The sequence below is a fragment of the Caballeronia zhejiangensis genome, from assembly GCF_000698575.1.
In the GTDB taxonomy this organism is placed as follows: domain Bacteria; phylum Pseudomonadota; class Gammaproteobacteria; order Burkholderiales; family Burkholderiaceae; genus Caballeronia; species Caballeronia zhejiangensis.
Map to the genome: position 1 here is coordinate 1 of NZ_JFHD01000027.1, position 16,606 is coordinate 16,606.

The 16,606-nt window shown below is 58.0% G+C and carries 15 protein-coding genes; 11 read left to right on the plus strand and 4 right to left on the minus strand.

The genetic code is table 11. From position 1 onward, the window contains the following. Positions 1–119: 119 nt before the first annotated feature. The 3 genes from BG60_RS26175 to BG60_RS26185 are packed head-to-tail and all read left to right on the plus strand — an operon-like array spanning position 120 to position 1,695. Positions 120–590, plus strand: coding sequence for a hypothetical protein (locus BG60_RS26175; protein ID WP_014194543.1), 471 nt, complete (start codon positions 120–122; stop codon positions 588–590). Continuing rightward, positions 587–1,291 (plus strand): StbB family protein, encoded by a 705-nt coding sequence (gene stbB, locus BG60_RS26180; protein WP_014194544.1) that lies wholly within the window; start codon positions 587–589, stop codon positions 1,289–1,291. The genes BG60_RS26175 and stbB overlap by 4 nt, the downstream gene beginning before the upstream one ends. Before the next feature lie 11 nt (positions 1,292–1,302). Continuing rightward, entirely contained in the window at positions 1,303–1,695 is a 393-nt protein-coding gene (locus tag BG60_RS26185; RefSeq protein ID WP_014194545.1) for a hypothetical protein, read from the plus strand. 205 nt (positions 1,696–1,900) lie between these two features. Here the strand turns inward: BG60_RS26185 and BG60_RS26190 are convergent, their stop codons facing one another. The 3 genes from BG60_RS26190 to trfA all read right to left on the minus strand — a co-directional run bounded on the left by BG60_RS26190 (position 1,901) and on the right by trfA (position 5,265). Beyond that, a complete protein-coding gene (locus BG60_RS26190) occupies positions 1,901–2,332 on the minus strand; it encodes a hypothetical protein (RefSeq protein WP_034473289.1) in 432 nt (143 codons plus the stop codon). Between the two features lie 70 nt (positions 2,333–2,402). Then, the gene (locus BG60_RS26195; RefSeq protein ID WP_014194546.1) at positions 2,403–3,317 is read right to left on the minus strand and encodes an ArdC family protein; all 915 of its coding nucleotides are present in this window, start codon (positions 3,315–3,317) and stop codon (positions 2,403–2,405) included. Positions 3,318–4,287: 970 nt separating this feature from the next. Then, entirely contained in the window at positions 4,288–5,265 is a 978-nt protein-coding gene (gene trfA / locus BG60_RS26200; RefSeq protein WP_034473290.1) for a plasmid replication initiator TrfA, read from the minus strand. A gap of 84 nt (positions 5,266–5,349) precedes the next feature. Between trfA and BG60_RS26205 the strand changes: the two genes are divergently transcribed. Together BG60_RS26205 and BG60_RS26210 are read left to right on the plus strand one after the other, a co-directional pair. Then, on the plus strand, positions 5,350–6,516 hold the full coding sequence (locus BG60_RS26205; RefSeq protein ID WP_014194548.1) for an AAA family ATPase: 1,167 nt from the start codon (positions 5,350–5,352) through the stop codon (positions 6,514–6,516). A 12-nt stretch (positions 6,517–6,528) separates the two neighbouring features. After that, the gene (locus BG60_RS26210; RefSeq protein WP_148276390.1) at positions 6,529–7,488 is read left to right on the plus strand and encodes a ParB/RepB/Spo0J family partition protein; all 960 of its coding nucleotides are present in this window, start codon (positions 6,529–6,531) and stop codon (positions 7,486–7,488) included. A 314-nt stretch (positions 7,489–7,802) separates the two neighbouring features. Here BG60_RS26210 and BG60_RS26215 read toward each other — a convergent pair whose 3' ends face one another. Continuing rightward, on the minus strand, positions 7,803–7,985 hold the full coding sequence (locus tag BG60_RS26215; RefSeq protein ID WP_034473292.1) for a hypothetical protein: 183 nt from the start codon (positions 7,983–7,985) through the stop codon (positions 7,803–7,805). 960 nt (positions 7,986–8,945) lie between these two features. Here BG60_RS26215 and BG60_RS26220 point away from each other — a divergent pair. The 6 genes from BG60_RS26220 (at position 8,946) to BG60_RS26240 (ending at position 16,577) form a co-directional block, all read left to right on the plus strand. Continuing rightward, positions 8,946–9,149, plus strand: a complete 204-nt coding sequence (locus BG60_RS26220; protein WP_014194550.1) for a cold-shock protein — start codon at positions 8,946–8,948, stop codon at positions 9,147–9,149. 218 nt (positions 9,150–9,367) lie between these two features. Next, positions 9,368–10,051: a hypothetical protein gene (locus BG60_RS26225; RefSeq protein ID WP_075583557.1), complete on the plus strand. Its 684-nt coding sequence runs from the start codon at positions 9,368–9,370 to the stop codon at positions 10,049–10,051. Further along, entirely contained in the window at positions 10,044–12,122 is a 2,079-nt protein-coding gene (locus BG60_RS37170; RefSeq protein ID WP_081851887.1) for a site-specific integrase, read from the plus strand. The genes BG60_RS26225 and BG60_RS37170 overlap by 8 nt, the downstream gene beginning before the upstream one ends. Positions 12,123–12,219: 97 nt before the next feature. After that, on the plus strand, positions 12,220–12,546 hold the full coding sequence (locus BG60_RS26235; protein WP_051996641.1) for a hypothetical protein: 327 nt from the start codon (positions 12,220–12,222) through the stop codon (positions 12,544–12,546). A 75-nt stretch (positions 12,547–12,621) separates the two neighbouring features. Next, on the plus strand, positions 12,622–13,875 hold the full coding sequence (locus BG60_RS37175) for an MBL fold metallo-hydrolase (RefSeq protein WP_075583558.1): 1,254 nt from the start codon (positions 12,622–12,624) through the stop codon (positions 13,873–13,875). A gap of 113 nt (positions 13,876–13,988) precedes the next feature. After that, on the plus strand, positions 13,989–16,577 hold the full coding sequence (locus tag BG60_RS26240) for a DNA phosphorothioation-associated putative methyltransferase (RefSeq protein WP_063936114.1): 2,589 nt from the start codon (positions 13,989–13,991) through the stop codon (positions 16,575–16,577). The last annotated feature ends 29 nt before the right edge of the window (positions 16,578–16,606 follow it).

Here is a 16,606-nt window from a genome sequence, read left to right on the forward strand (position 1 = left end):
AAATAGAAGCAGAGATTGCGCAGAAAGGTTGCAAATCAGATGCGAGTTGCTAGTATGAAGAATGCATAGAGAGGCAGAAAGACGGGGTACTGACAGCATAAAAACAGCTGAGAGGATGCATGCCTCAACGTAACTTGATACAAGCCTTAACCGCACTGGAGCCCAAAACCAAGGCGGCGAAGGTGCGAGAAGTGATGCCGGTGATTGAACAGCGAATCGCCGCAGGCGTGCGAATCGCCGACATTCTCAAGGCCCTCAAAGAGGGAGGGATCGATCTCACTGAGGCCACCCTGAAGAGCTACCTGTACCGATACAGGCAAAAGCAGCAGGTTAAGCCCGGAGTTGCAGGGCGGCCGGCGCAGCCAGGCGCCGCTCAGTCCGACGCCACACAACCGGTCGACGTCTCGCCGCCGCACCACCCTGCCTCATCCGCATTAAACGAAACCGATTCATCTGCAAGCCCTGCTTCGCGCGGGCCGATTTCGATGCAGGAGCTTGACCGTTTGATGAAGCCTGATCCGGCTGAACAAGCCGAGAAGCTGGCACGTTATGAACGCCTGGCCAAACAGCAACGAAGGAGCCGCAAATGAAAGTCGCCGTCATCAATTTCAGTGGAAATCCGGGTAAAACGACGCTGGTAGATAACCTCCTCGCTCCGCGCATGAAGGCGCCGAAGTTCGAGGTTGAGACCATCAATGCGGGATCGTCCGGCACCGACGCAGAACGCCTCAGGGGTAAGGATTATGGCGGACTGCAAGAGGATCTGATGACGCTCGACTCGGCCATCGTGGATGTGGGGGCATCGAACGTCGAGGAATTCATCAAGCAGATGAGCCAGTTCGACGGCTCGCATGAGGAGTTCGACTACTTCATCGTGCCGGCGGTGAGCGAAAAGAAGCAGCAGATCGATACGGTCAACACCATCGAGACGCTGGCTGGCCTCGGCGTCCCGGCCAAGAAAATCCGCGTGGTGTTCAATAAGGTGGAGCTCGAAGATGCGAACGATGTACCGCGTCTGTTCAGCACGGTTTTTGGCCTCCACGCGGAACGGAAGTGTTTCACGGTGAAACCGGAAGCCGCGGTGTTCAAAAACGAGATCTTTGAGCGGCTGCGTGTACTCAAAAAAAACGTTTCCGAGATCGTCGCGGATGAGACGGACTACCGAGCCATGCTACGTGAAGCGACGGACGAAGACACCAAGGCGCACGCAGTCAGCATGATCTCGGCGCAGAGGCTCGCGAAGTCCGCACACAAGAATCTGGACGACGTGTACAAGGTTCTGTTCAAGTAATGGAGGGCGTTATGGCCGGCAACGTATCCACCGCGCGCGAAGCGCTGATGGCGGAGCTCTTGCAAGATGCCGACGCGCTCGTGCGGCGCTTCGAGCAGGCCGACGAGGCGCTATCCGGGAAGATCGAACGGGCAACCACGGATGCGGCTGGTAAGGCGTTTCTGGCCGCGAAGCTGAATTTCGAGTTGGTCATCGAACAAAACGGCAACAGGCTGATCGAGGCGGGCCGCGTCGCAGCCGCGCAGATCGGAAATCAGCTCAACAGCGGCGCGGCGCAACTCGTCGCTGCGAATGCCGCGCTTGACCGCAAGGCGCGGCGGTTTGTGGTGCTACTTGCCGTATTCGCGCTCTGCGCCGGCATCGTGGGCGGGTATATCGGCAGTAAGCTAGCCGCCGTCATATGAGCAAGGGGCGTTCGTCGAGTGCCAACTTCCAACTGCCGGCAGGTTTTTCAGGCAATGCCTTGCTCTGAGACTGCGCCTGAAAGGCCCGTGAGCGTTGTTCGACAAGCTACGGGTACCATTGCGTCTTCCTTCAAGGTCGCCTGCTCAATCGCTCGGGTGAACAGCACTCAGCAACATCGCCCGATATGTCGACTGACTGTTTGGTTCAGGTCTCACCGTTCGCCGCAGCAATGACCGCTCTCGCGACATAACACGCCGCGCAAAGACGCTCCACGAGATGTTCGTTTCGGCCATTCGGACAAGCCAACGCGTGGACGAGATCGTCCGAGCGCGAAACCATTCTCTGCAGACTTTCAAGCATTGCCGGTGAGGCTTCGCAGAGGAGCCAGGCGGTGCATCCGCCGTAACGCATAAAAGCCCCGTCGAGGGTGACACCCTCGGCGATGCTCCGGCCGTCATCGTCAGTGATTGAAACGATCCGCGCGCAGGCGGCGCTGCTGCGGTCGCGCTCGGTGCAAATTTCCGCGGGGTCTCGATGCTTGGCCACGGCGATCGCTTCGGCAGCTGTCGGCGCTTCGATTTGGATCCTGCCGTAGTGCGGGACATTGACGGCATAAACAACGGTGAAGTTGCTCACGAGTCCATCTCCTTATTTTCCAAAAACGGTTCTCGGCCTGAGCGGTGCGCTCAGGCCTTTTGCGATGTCTTCACGCTGCTTGCTGTTCGTCTGCCCCTTGCAGCGAGAACAGGAACTCGCAGGCCTTTTGCGCCTGACTTGCGGCCGTGAAAATCGCTTTCTTGTCGGCCTTCAGGACCTTGAGCCAGTGATCAAGATAAGCGGAGTGATCGTCGCGAACTTCCGGGGTCAATCCCAGCTGTGCACACACGAAAGCGGCGCCCATCTCGGCGATCAGTTCCTCCGCGGCGTAGGCGTCGTCGCCGAAACGCTTGCCTAACTGACGGTCGAGGCGGGTCTTGTGACTGGTCCAGTGAGTGATCTCGTGCGCCTTGGTGGCTGCGTAGCTTTCCGCCGTATCGAACGAAGCGGGGATGGGCAACTGAACGATGTCGTGCGCGGGTGCGTAGTACGCCTTGTTTCCACCGTGACGGACGAGAGCACCGGTCTTGGCAAAGAAGACTTCTGCATGCTCGATCAACGCGAGGGGCTCCTTTTCGACGGGGTCGCGTTCGGTGCAGTATTCCGCGGGCAGGTTCTCGATCTGGTTGACGTTGAACACGGTGTAGCCCTTCATGAAAGGGATCTCGCGTTCGATCTCGTCGCCTTGGTCGTTGGTCTCGCTCTTGGTGACTTTGTTGGCATAGACAACGAGGCTCCCTTGCTCGCCCTTACGGACGTTTGCGCCGAGTGCCTGCGCTTGCTTGAATGTCATCCAACGATTGGAGTGGAAGCCTTTGTCGAGCTGCTCGCCCCAGAGAAGCAGAATGTTGATGCCTTGGTAGGGGATGCCGTTGTGACGCACAGGGAGGGTGATCCGGTCGCCGGCGTTTCCACCTTTCCACGGTTTTACCCATGGCCTGACACCCTGCTCCAGGTCGGCGATGATCTTGTCCGTCACCCGGGTGTAGATGTCGGGAAGTGAAGTCTTCGTTTGGGCTTTCATGGTCTTTCCTTTAGGTCTCGGGGTGGATGTGCTGGTGTGCGCACATGCACCCGACGACCGTCGGGCGACGACCAGGGAGGCAAGCTGCAAGGGCTGGACACGGGGAGGGGGATCACCCGGGATTTTTCAGCGCTTTATCGAAAAATTTTGGGGACACCCCGTGGCCAGGGCGTAGCCATCTCCCTTGCAGCGCGCTAGGGGCCGCGCCCCTTAGCGAGTTTCTCTGCATGAATCCTTTGATGTGACATTGACGTTGCGAAAGGGATCGTTACCGAATGGTCGGGACTACAGGCCCGGTGAGCGAAGCGAGTAGAGCCCGGTCAGCTAATGCTGATTCGCTCTTCTCTATGTCTCACGAACCGTGTAGGCAAGGAAGCCAATTCTTGACAAATACATTATGCAACTAACAATCTATCTTCTCTCGACTCTGCATCAACCTCCATCCCGACCGCCACACAGCAGGGATGGCAAAGCGAAGATGATTAGTTGCGTTCATCCATGGATGACCCTAGGGCTTGCTTCGACATGGCGCTCTCTTTCCAAGATTTGCTAAAAGATAAAGCTTAGAACCTTCTTAAAACCTTCTAGCAAACTTCGTCGGAGACTTTTCTGTACGACAAATCAAGCGTTTACAAAATTTGTTGGTGAATATTCGACTCGGACAGGTGGCCATTTGACTACCGAAGGTAAGTATTTGACTGATATCGGTGCCCATCTGACTCGACGCGGTGAGTATTCGACTATCGAACTGTGAAAAAGCACGAGTGTCCGGGCTCCGAGCGCGAAAGTTGGTGTTTTCTAGTGATTCGTCGGGCCTATAACATCTATCTGGCTCAAAAAACCTACTATTTTGAAGCTGGGTGACCATTTGACTATGTATCGCGGCGCCATCTATCGGTTTTCGAGTCAAATAGTCACCGCGCATCGCGTCGGTGGTGAGTATTTGACTTGGCTAAATTGGCGATAGGTCTCACGTGCGCACGTCGTTGTTGGATTCCCGGTCTTGGATGGTGAGCATTTGACTTCGAACCACCTTGACCTTGTCGGTGTCATCGAGCTGCCAAGATGAAAGGAAGCCGACCTCCGTCAAGCGGTCGAGAGCTGCCTTGATCGCGCGGCGAAAGAATTTGATTTCAGCCATACGAGATCCGCATAGTTTATGTATCGTCTCGACTTTCATAGGGTACGGGTGCTGATTCGTCGAGTAGAAGGCATGCAGCCATTTCTCCAAGGGAGAGAGCTTGGTCCGGATTTGCCAATCGATACGCGTATAGTCACCAGGCTTCAGTTGCGCTGCGACCTCACTATTGATTTGGACCTTCCAGAACGTTACTTCGTCAAAACCACCCTCTTGCGCACCGGCGTACTTGAGCAAAAGTGGTCCGCCATAGACAACGGGGACGCTGCTTTTCGTACGAGAGCGAGTTACTTCCAGAGCGCATGCTGTCAAGCGACGTATTGTTTCGCGCAACTCGACAAGGCTGCGCGAGTTTTGGGTCCAACCAAGCATCTTTATAAGAGAACGCGCCTCGAACTCTACCCACTCTTGTCGATTGTCGACTGTGGCGCCCCGCGACAGATGGAGAATCTGTAGATAGACGTCATAGTCGCGCTGGCGCAGTTCCTCGCCCGTGTATGTGATTTTGATGTGTTCCAGGGCATAAATCGGTTTCGCCTTCAGGTCCATGCGGGCATCTCTTTGCCCGCAGGTGAAGAGTGCGGATCGAACCAAGTCGTGTAGCACCGGTCGATGATCTTCCGACCATAGGGGAATCTGAACGCGCGTCGGTGGTCGCGGCGACTGTTGATTCGCAGGGTTCCTACCGACAAGCGATTTCTCCAGTCTCGCGACGATTTCCAGCGCTGTCTCCTTGGGCGCCACCTGCTCGCTCGCTTTTGCCGGCTCGAAGAACTCGGAGGAAATCAGACTTGGTGTTTTCTTTGTCATTTGCTTTGTACCTCGGCGTCGATCAGGTATTCTAGTGCCGATTACTTTTTTTGAGTATAACAACAATTTTTGATCGGGCTGACGATGATTGATCCCTTACGCGCTGAGTACACAATCGATGACATTGAGCATCAGGCCAATCGAGTAGCGGATGTGGTTGAGCGTGTGCGGAACAGCATTTTCTCGCCGGATTACATCAAAAAGCCCCCTACTTTCTCGGTCGCGCAACTTGCAGCCCTCTGCCGCATTGATCGAAGCGCGCTCATGAGGCGGGTTGCAAAGGGTGACCTTCCCGCTGGCAAAGAGATCAACAAGTCTAGACGCGATTTCACCCTGGCCGAAGCGCGCCGGTGGGCTCGTGCTTATGGGCGATCGTATACACGCGGACCGGATGATCGGGCCGTAGTCGTAACAACGGGGAACAGCAAAGGGGGCGTTAGCAAAACAACCACGACAATGTGCATGGCGCAGGGACTATCACTCCTCGGATACCGCGTACTGTGCGTCGACCTGGATCCGCAGGGTTCGCTCACGAGCCTATGTGGTTACCTGCCCGATACGCAGGTTCAAGAGGAAGACACAATCTTGCCCTTGTGCGCAGGAGACGAAATCTCGCTTCGCTATGCAGTGAAGCCAACCTATTGGGACGGATTGGATGTCGTTGGTTGTAGTCCGGTGGCCTTCGCAGCTGAATTTCACATTCCAAGTCGACAGTCCAAGCGCGAGCCCGACTTTCGGTTTTATGACGTGCTCAATAAAGGATTGCACGACCTTCGAATGGAATATGACGTAATTCTGATCGATACCTCACCAACGCTTTCCTACTTGTCGTTGAACGCTTTCTTCGCTGCAGATGGCCTGATCATGCCAATACCACCTCGTGGCATGGACTTCGCCAGTTCCAGCCAGTTCTGGACTCTTTTTTCTGGGTTGGCTTCTTCGATAGCTGAACAAGCAGGCGCTGAGAAGACGTGGAAGTTCATTGATGTGCTGCTTTGCATGACGGAGGGCCAGGGCAACGTGAATGAGAGCGTAGTGAGGGAATGGGTGAAGGTGGCCTACGGCGACAAGCTGATGACAGGCGAAATTCCGAAGACGGTCGTATCCAGTTCGTCCGGGACCAAGTTTTCGACGGTGTACGACATCACGAAGTACACCGGCAGCGCTAAAACATATCAGACAGCGCGAGTGGCCTATGACGCGGCTGTGGATCAAGTGGAAGCACAAATCCGACGTGTCTGGGTTAATTGAAGGAGTTATCTGATGACAAGTAAGAAAGAGGAGGCGGCCCGACTTGCCGCTGCAGCACTGGACCCAGTACTTCTGCCGCGCCTAGAACGTAGGACGCCGCGAATTGCAATGAACAGAGTGACGGATTTCACAGGTGAGCTGGAAAAGGTTGAGCGAGACCTGAGCGAGGCAAACAGGAAGCTCGCGCTTCATGAGGGCGCGCGCCCTACGCGGAGGCTTCCCCCAGAGTCAATCAAAGCTTCGAAATTTGCGAACCGGATCGAGCGGTCGTTTGAAGGCCCCTCATTCGAAGCGTTCAAGCAAGAAATTGCGAACGCAGGAGGGAACGTTCAACCGATCAAGGTGAGACAGGTCGCCCCGGGAAGTTACGAAGTCGTGTTCGGGCACAGACGACACAGGGCGTGCTTAGAGCTTGGGCTACAGGTTCTAGCAATGATACAAGAGGACATGTCCGACAAAGATCTTTTCGAGGAGATGAGCCGAGAAAATGAACAGCGCAAAGACCTTTCGGCTTACGAACTCGCAATGCATTACAGACGAGGGATCGATCTCAAACTTTACCGAAACTGGTCTGAGATAGCAGCCGTCTTGGGGAAGACTAAAAGCTTGATGAGTCGGTATAGCGCCCTTGCCGAACTGCCGGACGCCGTCGTAGATGCGTTTCGGTCGCCAAGTGATATTCAGCCCAAATGGGCTGAAAAACTCCGACAAGTGATCGAAGCCGATTCGGCCGCAGTTATCAGCGCGGCGAAGGCGGTAAAGGGCAAACCCCTTCCGCCGAAGGGCGTGTTTGAAGCGCTGATCAATCGCCCCGCGCAAGAGTTCACCCGGGTGAACTTTTCCTTCGGCACGTGGAACGAGACGAGCACGAAGGCGACAATTGACATTAACAAGGCGAACCTGAGTCCTGAGAAACTCGAATCTCTTCGAGCATATCTTGCTGCGCTACAGTCGGATAGTTCACCCGGGTGAACTAGGTTTTGCGAGGGAATGGCGCAATGTAGGCGTCAAGTTCCCTCTTTCAATCACAGCATCTGGCGTTCTAAATTGGCTTCGCCGGCGAGCCACTAAGCTGCCTTTTAGTAAGCATCAATCTCACCAACCATGCGGCACCTACTACGCCGGAGGCCGCGCCGAGCATGGCGGATGCTTTCGGCGAAAACGGCTCCTGGTCGACCTAAGACCTTCCCGACTTTTTGTCAGCTCAGCGAACGTCTGCTCGAACCTCATTGATTCGTCAATACCACGGCCCCCACCCTTGCGCTGCCCTGTTCTGTCCCGCCGGCTCAACGCTCAATTTGCTCGATGATCAATTGGCTGTGCTCGATCATCGCCTGCAAACAATCAGCAGATTCAGCGCCGCCGCGGGGTCGTGCCCGTCCCGGCTTCTGCTCGACGAGAAGTTTTCCCTGGTTGTCGAACGCGCTCGATCGCATCCGCGATGTCGCGATCGGCCGGGTCCAACGCATGGAGCGTATTCATCAGTGAGCGCCTTTCACCTACATTGATCCCGGCCAAACCCCCGCGTTTCGAATGATCTTCAGCTTCCTGCGGCGACGCACAGACCGCGCCTGCCGTATTCGTGAGCCATCGACAAGCTTGCCCGCCTATTCGTCATTCTGACCGTCTTAATCAAAAACGTGAACCTTCGAGTTTCCGGCATCGTGGACTTCCATGGCTTTACAGGAGGTGTCTAAACGAAGCCCCATTTGAACGGTGCGTTCATTCGGCCTCGATGCGTGCCACTGAATCAGCCCAGCCTGTTTGCCCTCGACTCGAAAGTTCAACAATCACCGTCAGCTAGCAGCACATCAATCAGCGGCGTGCGGCGGAATACCCCGCCCATCAAGGCGTCGACGCCGGTTCTGAAGGGCTGTCCAGGGACGTCCGATAGGCGCAGCGCGACGCAGGCGCACCGGCTCGCACAGGATGTGCGCCACCGCTAACCCGCCCGGCAGCGACCGGCGGGAGGGGACTGAAAGCGTGTATGCGGCCGCGACGCTGACGTCGACGCGGGATCTGCGGTAGCGATAGGTGCGCTTCATCGCGTCAATCACGGTGTCTGTCGCGATGACGACGGAGGCGTCGAGTAAGCCAAGTGAGCCAGCGCCACCGAGATGTGGCATCCGGACGATGCGGCAGGGCGACGTACCTCGGCCAGCACACGAGGTGGTAGCAGATCACGAAGATCGTGCGCGGACCCTCCCGCTACGCTGGACCAAGGTCCAGCGACGCAAAGCTGTCAAGCGAGCGATAGCCGATGGCCAGAACGCCAGCGCTCAACCGAAAGCCAGCAGCGGCGACGCGCATCGGCCACGACGCGATCAGTGCGGCTAACCCGCGGGTAGGCGCGACGAGCTTTATGGTCGAAGATAGCGTCCGGCGTTCGCAAAGACGACGCTGTTTTCAACTTTCAGGGTCACACAAAAATGGCAACCGGTACGGTCAAGTGGTTCAAGGACGACAAGGGGTTCGGCTTCATTACGCCCGATGGCGGCGGTGAAGATCTGTTCGCGCATTTCTCGGAAATCCGCGCGGAGGGGTTTAAAACGCTCAAGGAAGGGCAGAAGGTGGCGTTCGACGAGAAGATGGGTCCCAAGGGCAAGCAGGCGGCCAATATCAAGCCGGCGTAAGCGGGGTCGTGTAACCAGGCGCCCCGTTGACCGTTCCGTCGTCGGGGCGCGAAACGGGCAGAGCGGAGGCGGGAAAGTAGCTCTCGTTGCAGGCCAAGATCAGGGGCGAAATGGCAGCAAAAACACCCGCTCGCTCAAGCCTGATAATGGCTATTATCGGGATAGCGTTTGGGGGGTAGAATTGGCGAATTCCGATTTACCAGAGAGGGAAAAGGCCCGTGGCACTAGACTCTGCGGCGGATGACGACGATTTCAACGAGCGCGGCGAGCGCGCCCGGCGGGAGGCCCGCGATTTCCGTCGGCCCCTCGACCGCCATCACGATCACGACGATTCTCATCGCTGGCCGGCCGAGGCGCCTACCGCGGCGGTCGCGCAGGTCGTGCTGGCGGTGGAAGCGGCCATTACGCTCAAGCGCCGGGCGGCCGCCGCGTGGCTCACCGCCCACGGCGATGCGGTGCCGCTGTTGCCGATTAAACCCTCTCGACTCGAGCTGGCGGTGGTGATCGCGCTCGCTGAAACCTATGGCGCCGCGCTCAGTTCGGCGCCACGCTTCGTGCCGGTGATCGACTTCATCGCGGACGATGGCGCCGTGAAATTGGTGCAGCGGGTGATGTATGGCGCGCGCCCGACGACCCACTTTGACGTCAGCGCGTACGCCGCGGAAAATTCGCGTTTGGCCGAACTGGTGCGCGACGCCCGCACGTCGTTTGAATTTCTCTGCGCGAGCTGGCCCGAGATGTTCATGGCCGAGGCGGGCACGGCGCTCGCCCAGCTCGGCCTGCCGCGGCTGCGCGCGTCGGTGCCGCCGTCGATGAATGACGGGAGAGGCGGCGATGCGCCGAGCGACCGATCAGGCGACGAGCCAGGCGACGCGTTCGATGAGGAGGGGGGCGATGCCTGAGCGCGCCTCCTTGTCCCCGGAAAAGCTCACCGCCGAGACGGCGCGCGCCCCGGAAAAGCTCACCGAAAAAGTCACCGGGCAACTCACCGAGCGGCTCACCCTCGAGCGCGGCTACACGACGAAGGATTTCACGGCGCTGCGCGCCTACGTGCAGCGCATCGCGCCCGCGGTGATCGCGCGCAGCTACTACGACCCCGACGAGGATCCCCACGCCGCGACGCCCGGCGCGATGGAGCGGCATCTCACCACCATGCTCGACGCGCTGGTGGCGTTGGCGCTCGCGCACGGCTCAGCCGCGCTCGCCGAGCACTTGCGCGCGTCGATCCGGCGGCATGGGCAACCGAAGCTCACGGCGGTGACGTTCCGCATGGTGACCGAGGCGGCGCAACTGGCCGCGCTGCCGCCGCATCCCGATCATCCGATCGGTGCCTGGCTGCGTCCGCGCGTGGCGCGGCGCCTGAAAGGCGAGGGCATCCAGACGCTCGGTGAACTGGTCGCGTTCTGCAACCGGCGCGGCGGCAGCTGGTGGCGCTCCATTCCGCGCATCGGTCCGGGCCGGGCGCGCGCCATTGTGAGCTGGTTACGCAGGCAGCAGGCATCACTGCAACTAACGATCGAAGCCGACGTCGACTCCTTGGAGCAAGACGGCATTCCGTTGATCACGGCCGACCTGGTCGAGGTGGCGCCGGCCGCCAAGGTGACGGGATCCGGTCCAAGCAGCGACGGTCCGAGCGACGGTTCAAGCTCAACAAGCCGGCTGACGCTGGCACCGCTCGAGCGCTTGGCGGTGCCACACGCCCTCTCCGGCGCGCATGGCGAAAACCGCTCCGCTGCGTTCTGCTACATCCAGGCGAACCACGACCTCGATGCGGTGCGCGCGTATCTGAACCGCTTTCGCGATCAGCCGAAAACCTTGCGCGCGTACACCAAGGAGCTCGAGCGTTTTCTGTTGTGGGCGGTGGTGCTGCGTGGCAAGGCGTTGAGCGATCTGCGCGTCGACGACTGCGAGGCGTACAAAGACTTTTTGAAAAGCCCCGACCCGCGCTTCGTGGGTGAGCGCTTCCCGCGGCACTCGCCGCGGTGGCGACCCTTCGCCTTCTCCAACTCCTCTGCGGCCGCCGATGGTAAGGCATCGCTGTCGGCCGAGTCGCAGCGCTATACCGTTCGGGTACTGCGTACGGCGTTCGCCTGGTGGGTTGATGTGCGTTATTTGGCCGGCAACCCATGGAAGGCGGTCAACGATCCGATGGTGATCAAGCGGCAACGCGCGATGAAGATCGAACGCGCCTTGCCTGCCGATCTGTGGCGCAAGTTGCGCGACGAGCTCGACGTGCGCTCAGTACAAGAGAGCGGGGCGACGGCTGGTGCGCAGTGGCGCGAGTCCCAAGCCGGCGTGCAGTGGCGCGCCGTGCGCGCAGCGATTCTGTTGATGGGCGATTCCGGTCTGCGACGCGAAGAAGCCGCGAGCGCCCGGCGCGAGGATCTGCGGCCGTCATTCTTTGGAACACCGGAGCGGCCAGTCTGGGAGCTGACCATCGTTGGCAAGGGCCAGCGCGAACGCACGGTGCCGGTGAGCGCCGCGACGCTGAACGCGCTGCGCGCGCATTGGCGCGATCGGGCTCAAGATTTGGACGGGGCGGCCGAAGAAGACAAACAGAGCGGGCCGCTGCTGAGCCCCGTCGTCATTCCGCGGACCGACGCGTCACGCCGGCGACATCGAGCTGGGCATGGCGCGGAGGGTAGGGACGGGCAGCCTGCGAATGGAGCGGGCTACACTGCCGATGGACTGAACCGGCTGATTAGTCGGATGGCCACCGAACTGGTTGAGACGATGGATGGGTTGAGCCTTGATGAACGCGTGCGGCTCGGGCAGTCGAATGCCCATGCGTTCCGCCATACCTTCGGCACCCAATCGGTCGCCGACGAGGTCCCGGTGGACGTCGTACAGAAGGTACTGGGTCACGCCTCGCTGCAAACGACGACCATCTATGTCCAGGCCGAAAAGCAGCGCGTGGTCGAAGAGGTGGCTCGCTACTATGCCGGCGTCGCCGCGCATAAAACGGGGCAGTAAGCAGCAGCGCAGTCGGCGCTGCGCGCGTCACTGACAAAACGAATCACCTTCCCGGCGCTCTCTCGTGCACTTGTGCGCCGGAACATAGGAAAACACGATGACGGACAAAGAAATCAACCTGCGCGCCGGACTGGCAGCGTTCTCCGATGTGGACCGCGTGGTCGCCGTGAACCTCGATCAGTTTGACCCGCTGAACTCGCGCGACGATCTGATCAAGTTGCTGGTCGAAACCGGCATCTCGTTTTCGCGGCCTCGTGAAGGAGATATTGTTGCCGAGGACGGCAGCAGCAGCGTCGAGGTGACTATTCGACGGAACGATGTGGTTGCCGCCGCTGCACGCGCAGCGTGCGAACTTGCGGCGAGCTGGATCGATGACCACGACGTCCAGGCATGGAAGGTCGCGACAGGACGATTTGCACGTTGACAAGAGACAAGAAGTCTTGGCGATGGGGCATCGTCGCAATCATTCATCTTGTAATGCGTTGATTCCTGAACTGTTATGAATAAACTTGTGGCGCTACCGGTTTCCGGTGACGCATATTTGCTTCAGCGGCGCGGTCGAAATATCTTGGTCGACGGAGGCTACGGGAGCAGGGCGCTAATTTCAGCCCTCAAGTCACCTGGTATTGCTCTAAGTCACATTGATATTGTTGTATGCACGCATGCCGACAAGGACCACGCTGGTGGCCTGACAGAACTTCTACCATCTATCACGGTTGGCGAGTTCTGGTTGCCAGGTGCCTGGTCCGATTCATTGCCAGATCTTTTGAAAAACCCTCAGCACGTGGTAGACGCACTGCTTGCGGAATTAGATGATCTCGAGCCTGGCGAGGCCTTCGACGGCGATCGGCATGAAGACGACGATGAATTCGAGTCGCGTGTCCACTCCCGGATTGCCAAACAAAGGCGCGAGCTTCAACGTCAGCCTGAAGGTGACTCGACCCAAAATAATCCCGGGCAACCGAACGAGTCGGAGGGCCTGGGGTGGTTGGCAAATCTAGCGGAAAACGTCGATCTGGACGCAGGCAACGACCGGTTGATAACTGACACATTCAACAGAGGACGTAGGCGGCTTAGGTATTACGCTTCAAAGAAGTTCTCCAGCCAAAAATGGGTGCGCTTCTGGGTTGGCTTAATCGACACCGCAGAGCGGATCCGAAAGATTGCTGTACTGGCGATTCGTCATCGGGTGAAGGTTCGGTGGTTCGACTTCGGTGAGTATGCGAAGACGCGGCGCGCATCGGGAGGCGAACCGGGGTTGCTGGTCCCTCTGAACTCCGTTGAGCTTACAGTGCCACCGCCGCCGCTTCTCAGCATGTTTTATAGCGCACGATTGACTCCCGTGAACGAGGAGTGTTTAGTACTTTACTCTCCGGGTGAATCACCGGACGAGCTCGGTGTAGTGTTCACTGGAGATTCTCCATTGGGGGCTGTGCCCGACTATAGTCAACCATTCTTTGACGCACAGCCTGCATGTTGGCCAGGTGTCGTCGCGACTGCACCGCATCACGGTTCGGAAAGTAACGCTGCTGCCTATTCGCATCTGGAAGCAGTAATGCTCGTAACGTTCTGGCTACGATCAGGCGGGTCATCGAGACACCCTGGCGCAACCTTTAGATCACTCGACCGACAGCGTCGCGGATGTACCCATTGCCCGCATCAAAAACATGAACGAGAAGTGGCCGAAATACAGCTTTCCGGTTTCTTCTGGAATCTGATCTTCCGAGTGCGTGCTTACGACTGCAGCTGCTGACAGACCCGTCCTTCGGACCTGTCAGCCTGATGTTTTCTACGATGCGCATCGGCGATCTGTAACAATGCTTCCGATTAACGTGAAAAGTAACGCATAAGGGGCGATCACAACTTATGGATCGGCCGACCACTGGAAAACATGTCGCTGGATCTCTGTACATTCATCGAGACGCGCAGGCCAGCCTGGGGGAATCGCACCGGGCCCGGTTGAAGGAAGCGGTCGAGCAACTACCGCCATCGGCTGCGTCGTGGAACGTAGTCCGCCTTTCGATGAACGATACGGACTTGTCTTTCCTATCGTACCCGACGTTTGATTCCGATCCGTTTCCCGCGTTGGCCGCCAGTTGGTCGGTTCGGGCGGACCCCGAATGGAGCGTGACTCATCGTGATTACACGAAATCAACGAATCCGCCGATACTGCATCGAAAGGAGTTGCTGTTACTTCCGAACGACGCGCGCTGGCGGCGGTTCTCGGAGACAACTGCTGCCGCGGAGGCGATCGGGCTATTTAATAACAGCGCCCGGATTGGCTTCCAACGAGAGTGGCGGGCGTGCATCGAGCGAAGCGGCTACGAGTTGGTCGGAGACGCGTTCATCCCCATCGCAAATGGTCAGCCTCACGAGTTGGAGGCGGCAGATGAATCGCTTGACGTGGCCCGCCACCGAACAGCCCTGAGCCGTTCTTCGCTATCGGCGCCTATGCAAGCGCTGTCGAGATTTGGTCTTCTACATGACGAATGGACCGTCTTCGACTATGGCTGCGGAAGAGGCGACGATATACGTGCTCTTCGTGAACAGGGTTTCCGGGCGGCAGGTTGGGACCCGCACTATGCAGCCGACGAGCCAACGATAGAGAGCGACGTCGTCAACATTGGCTTTGTGCTCAACGTGATTGAAGACGAGGCCGAGCGAAGGCAGGCGCTGAGCCGGGCTTTTGCGCTCACGCGCCGAGTCTTGTCGGTGGCGGTCATGACGGATAAAGTCTCGTCGATCGCAGGCAATCCGTTCCGCGACGGATACCTCACCTCAAGAAATACTTTTCAAAAATACTTCTCGCGAGAAGCGTTTCAGCACTTCATTGAATCAGTCTTAAGTCGGCCCCCGATTGTTGTTGCGCCAGGAATTGCCTTCGTTTTTCCGAGCGTCGAAGATCATGAGGCATTCCTTGTCGCCCGACAGCGCTCGTCTCGAGTGTGGCGCAGAGCCGATCTGACGCGTCCGCGACGTGTTTTGGCTCCCAAGCGTGGCACGTTGCAAGATCGATTATTGGAGGAAGCGAACCTCGGCACTCTGCGACAGTTCGCAAACTTAATGTTGCGGCTCGGAAGAACGCCTCTCGTTCATGAAGCTAGCGAGTACGCCCACCTAATAGAGATAGGTGGATCCCTCTCAAAAGTCGTGCGCGCCTGTCTACAGATCATTGATGCGGACGAATTGCAAGCTGCTAGGCAGGAACGCGTCGACGATACGACGGTCTACTTCGCCCTCCGATTGCTCGAGATGCAAAAGGAGGCGCAGCCGATCACGGAAACCCTGCGGGAAGACGTTAGGGTGTTCTTCGGTGCGCTTTCTCGCGCTATCTCCGCAGGCCGGGAGCTGCTGAATCAAATTGCCGTGCCTGACAACATACGGAGGGCCTGCGAATCTGCCGCGACACAAGGATTAGGAGCGTATGACGAGCACGGTCACGCACTCCTGGTCCGTTCATCGCTTGTTGACGCGCTACCACCGATCTTACGTGTTTATGTTGCGGCGGGTGCCGTGTTATACGGTGACGTCCGCAGCGCTGATGTCGTGAAGATACACGTTGCTTCGGGCAAACTGACTGTACTGGAATATGAAGATTTTGATGGTTCGCCGATTCCTCTACTCAACAGGCGCGTAAAGATCAATCTAAGGACGCAAACTGTCGACTTCTTTGAATATGGTGAGGAGTTCGAGAAGACGGTTTTCCTCGAAAAGTCTCGCCTCCTGAACGAGGAGCATCAAGACTTTGTGGAGCAATCCGCCTTCGACGACAGCGTACGAGCATTGCGTTACTCGTTTCCGAAGCACGGGGTCACCGTCTCTGAGTTCCAGAAAGTGTTGAAGGCCAATCGGTTGGAAGTGAGTGGGTTTGCCCTTGTAGCAGCCACGGACGCGCCTGACTCTGATGAGCTGTGCGGAGCTTCGTTTCGCTACCGGGATTTCTTTTTCTGCGGAGAGACCGCCAAGGCGGAGCTCATCAGCAATCTCCCGAAATCGCCTGAGACTTATAACGCACTTAATCAACTCGCAAGAAACCTTTTGGATCCGGTCATTGAATATTTCGGTGCCGTTGAGCTCACCTTCGGCTTCTGCTCACCGGAACTTGCACGCGCTATTAAGAGACGCGGAGTTGGACGCATTGCGCCGGCTCTTGATCAGCACGCCGCGGAAGAGAAAACTCCAACGGGCTCGTTAGTTTGTGCCCGACGGGGAGCGGCTGTTGATTTCATTGTGCGAGACGAAGACATGTACGAGGTCGCTCAGTGGATAGCCGACCATTTGCCGTTCGATCGAATGTATATATACGGACCGGCGCTACCGATTCACGTTTCCTACGGCCCTGACGAGAGCAGACAGATAACGTATGTGGACCGTAGTTCGGGGGTACGTCCTCGGCGCATCAAAAGGCCTGCAGACGCACCGCGCGCGCCATTCGACAAGCAGCCTGTACGCTGAGCCCTTTTATAACGCCCGCCCGGCGGCGC

Bases quoted from the DNA above. Each gene is read 5' to 3' on its own strand.
- BG60_RS26175 (WP_014194543.1), top strand. From the start codon at position 120: ATGCCTCAACGTAACTTGATACAAGCCTTAACCGCACTGGAGCCCAAA.
- stbB (WP_014194544.1), top strand. From the start codon at position 587: ATGAAAGTCGCCGTCATCAATTTCAGTGGAAATCCGGGTAAAACGACG.
- BG60_RS26185 (WP_014194545.1), top strand. From the start codon at position 1,303: ATGGCCGGCAACGTATCCACCGCGCGCGAAGCGCTGATGGCGGAGCTC.
- BG60_RS26195 (WP_014194546.1), bottom strand. From the start codon at position 3,317: ATGAAAGCCCAAACGAAGACTTCACTTCCCGACATCTACACCCGGGTG.
- trfA (WP_034473290.1), bottom strand. From the start codon at position 5,265: ATGACAAAGAAAACACCAAGTCTGATTTCCTCCGAGTTCTTCGAGCCG.
- BG60_RS26205 (WP_014194548.1), top strand. From the start codon at position 5,350: ATGATTGATCCCTTACGCGCTGAGTACACAATCGATGACATTGAGCAT.
- BG60_RS26210 (WP_148276390.1), top strand. From the start codon at position 6,529: ATGACAAGTAAGAAAGAGGAGGCGGCCCGACTTGCCGCTGCAGCACTG.
- BG60_RS26215 (WP_034473292.1), bottom strand. From the start codon at position 7,985: ATGCGTTGGACCCGGCCGATCGCGACATCGCGGATGCGATCGAGCGCG.
- BG60_RS26220 (WP_014194550.1), top strand. From the start codon at position 8,946: ATGGCAACCGGTACGGTCAAGTGGTTCAAGGACGACAAGGGGTTCGGC.
- BG60_RS37170 (WP_081851887.1), top strand. From the start codon at position 10,044: ATGCCTGAGCGCGCCTCCTTGTCCCCGGAAAAGCTCACCGCCGAGACG.
- BG60_RS26235 (WP_051996641.1), top strand. From the start codon at position 12,220: ATGACGGACAAAGAAATCAACCTGCGCGCCGGACTGGCAGCGTTCTCC.
- BG60_RS37175 (WP_075583558.1), top strand. From the start codon at position 12,622: ATGAATAAACTTGTGGCGCTACCGGTTTCCGGTGACGCATATTTGCTT.
- BG60_RS26240 (WP_063936114.1), top strand. From the start codon at position 13,989: ATGGATCGGCCGACCACTGGAAAACATGTCGCTGGATCTCTGTACATT.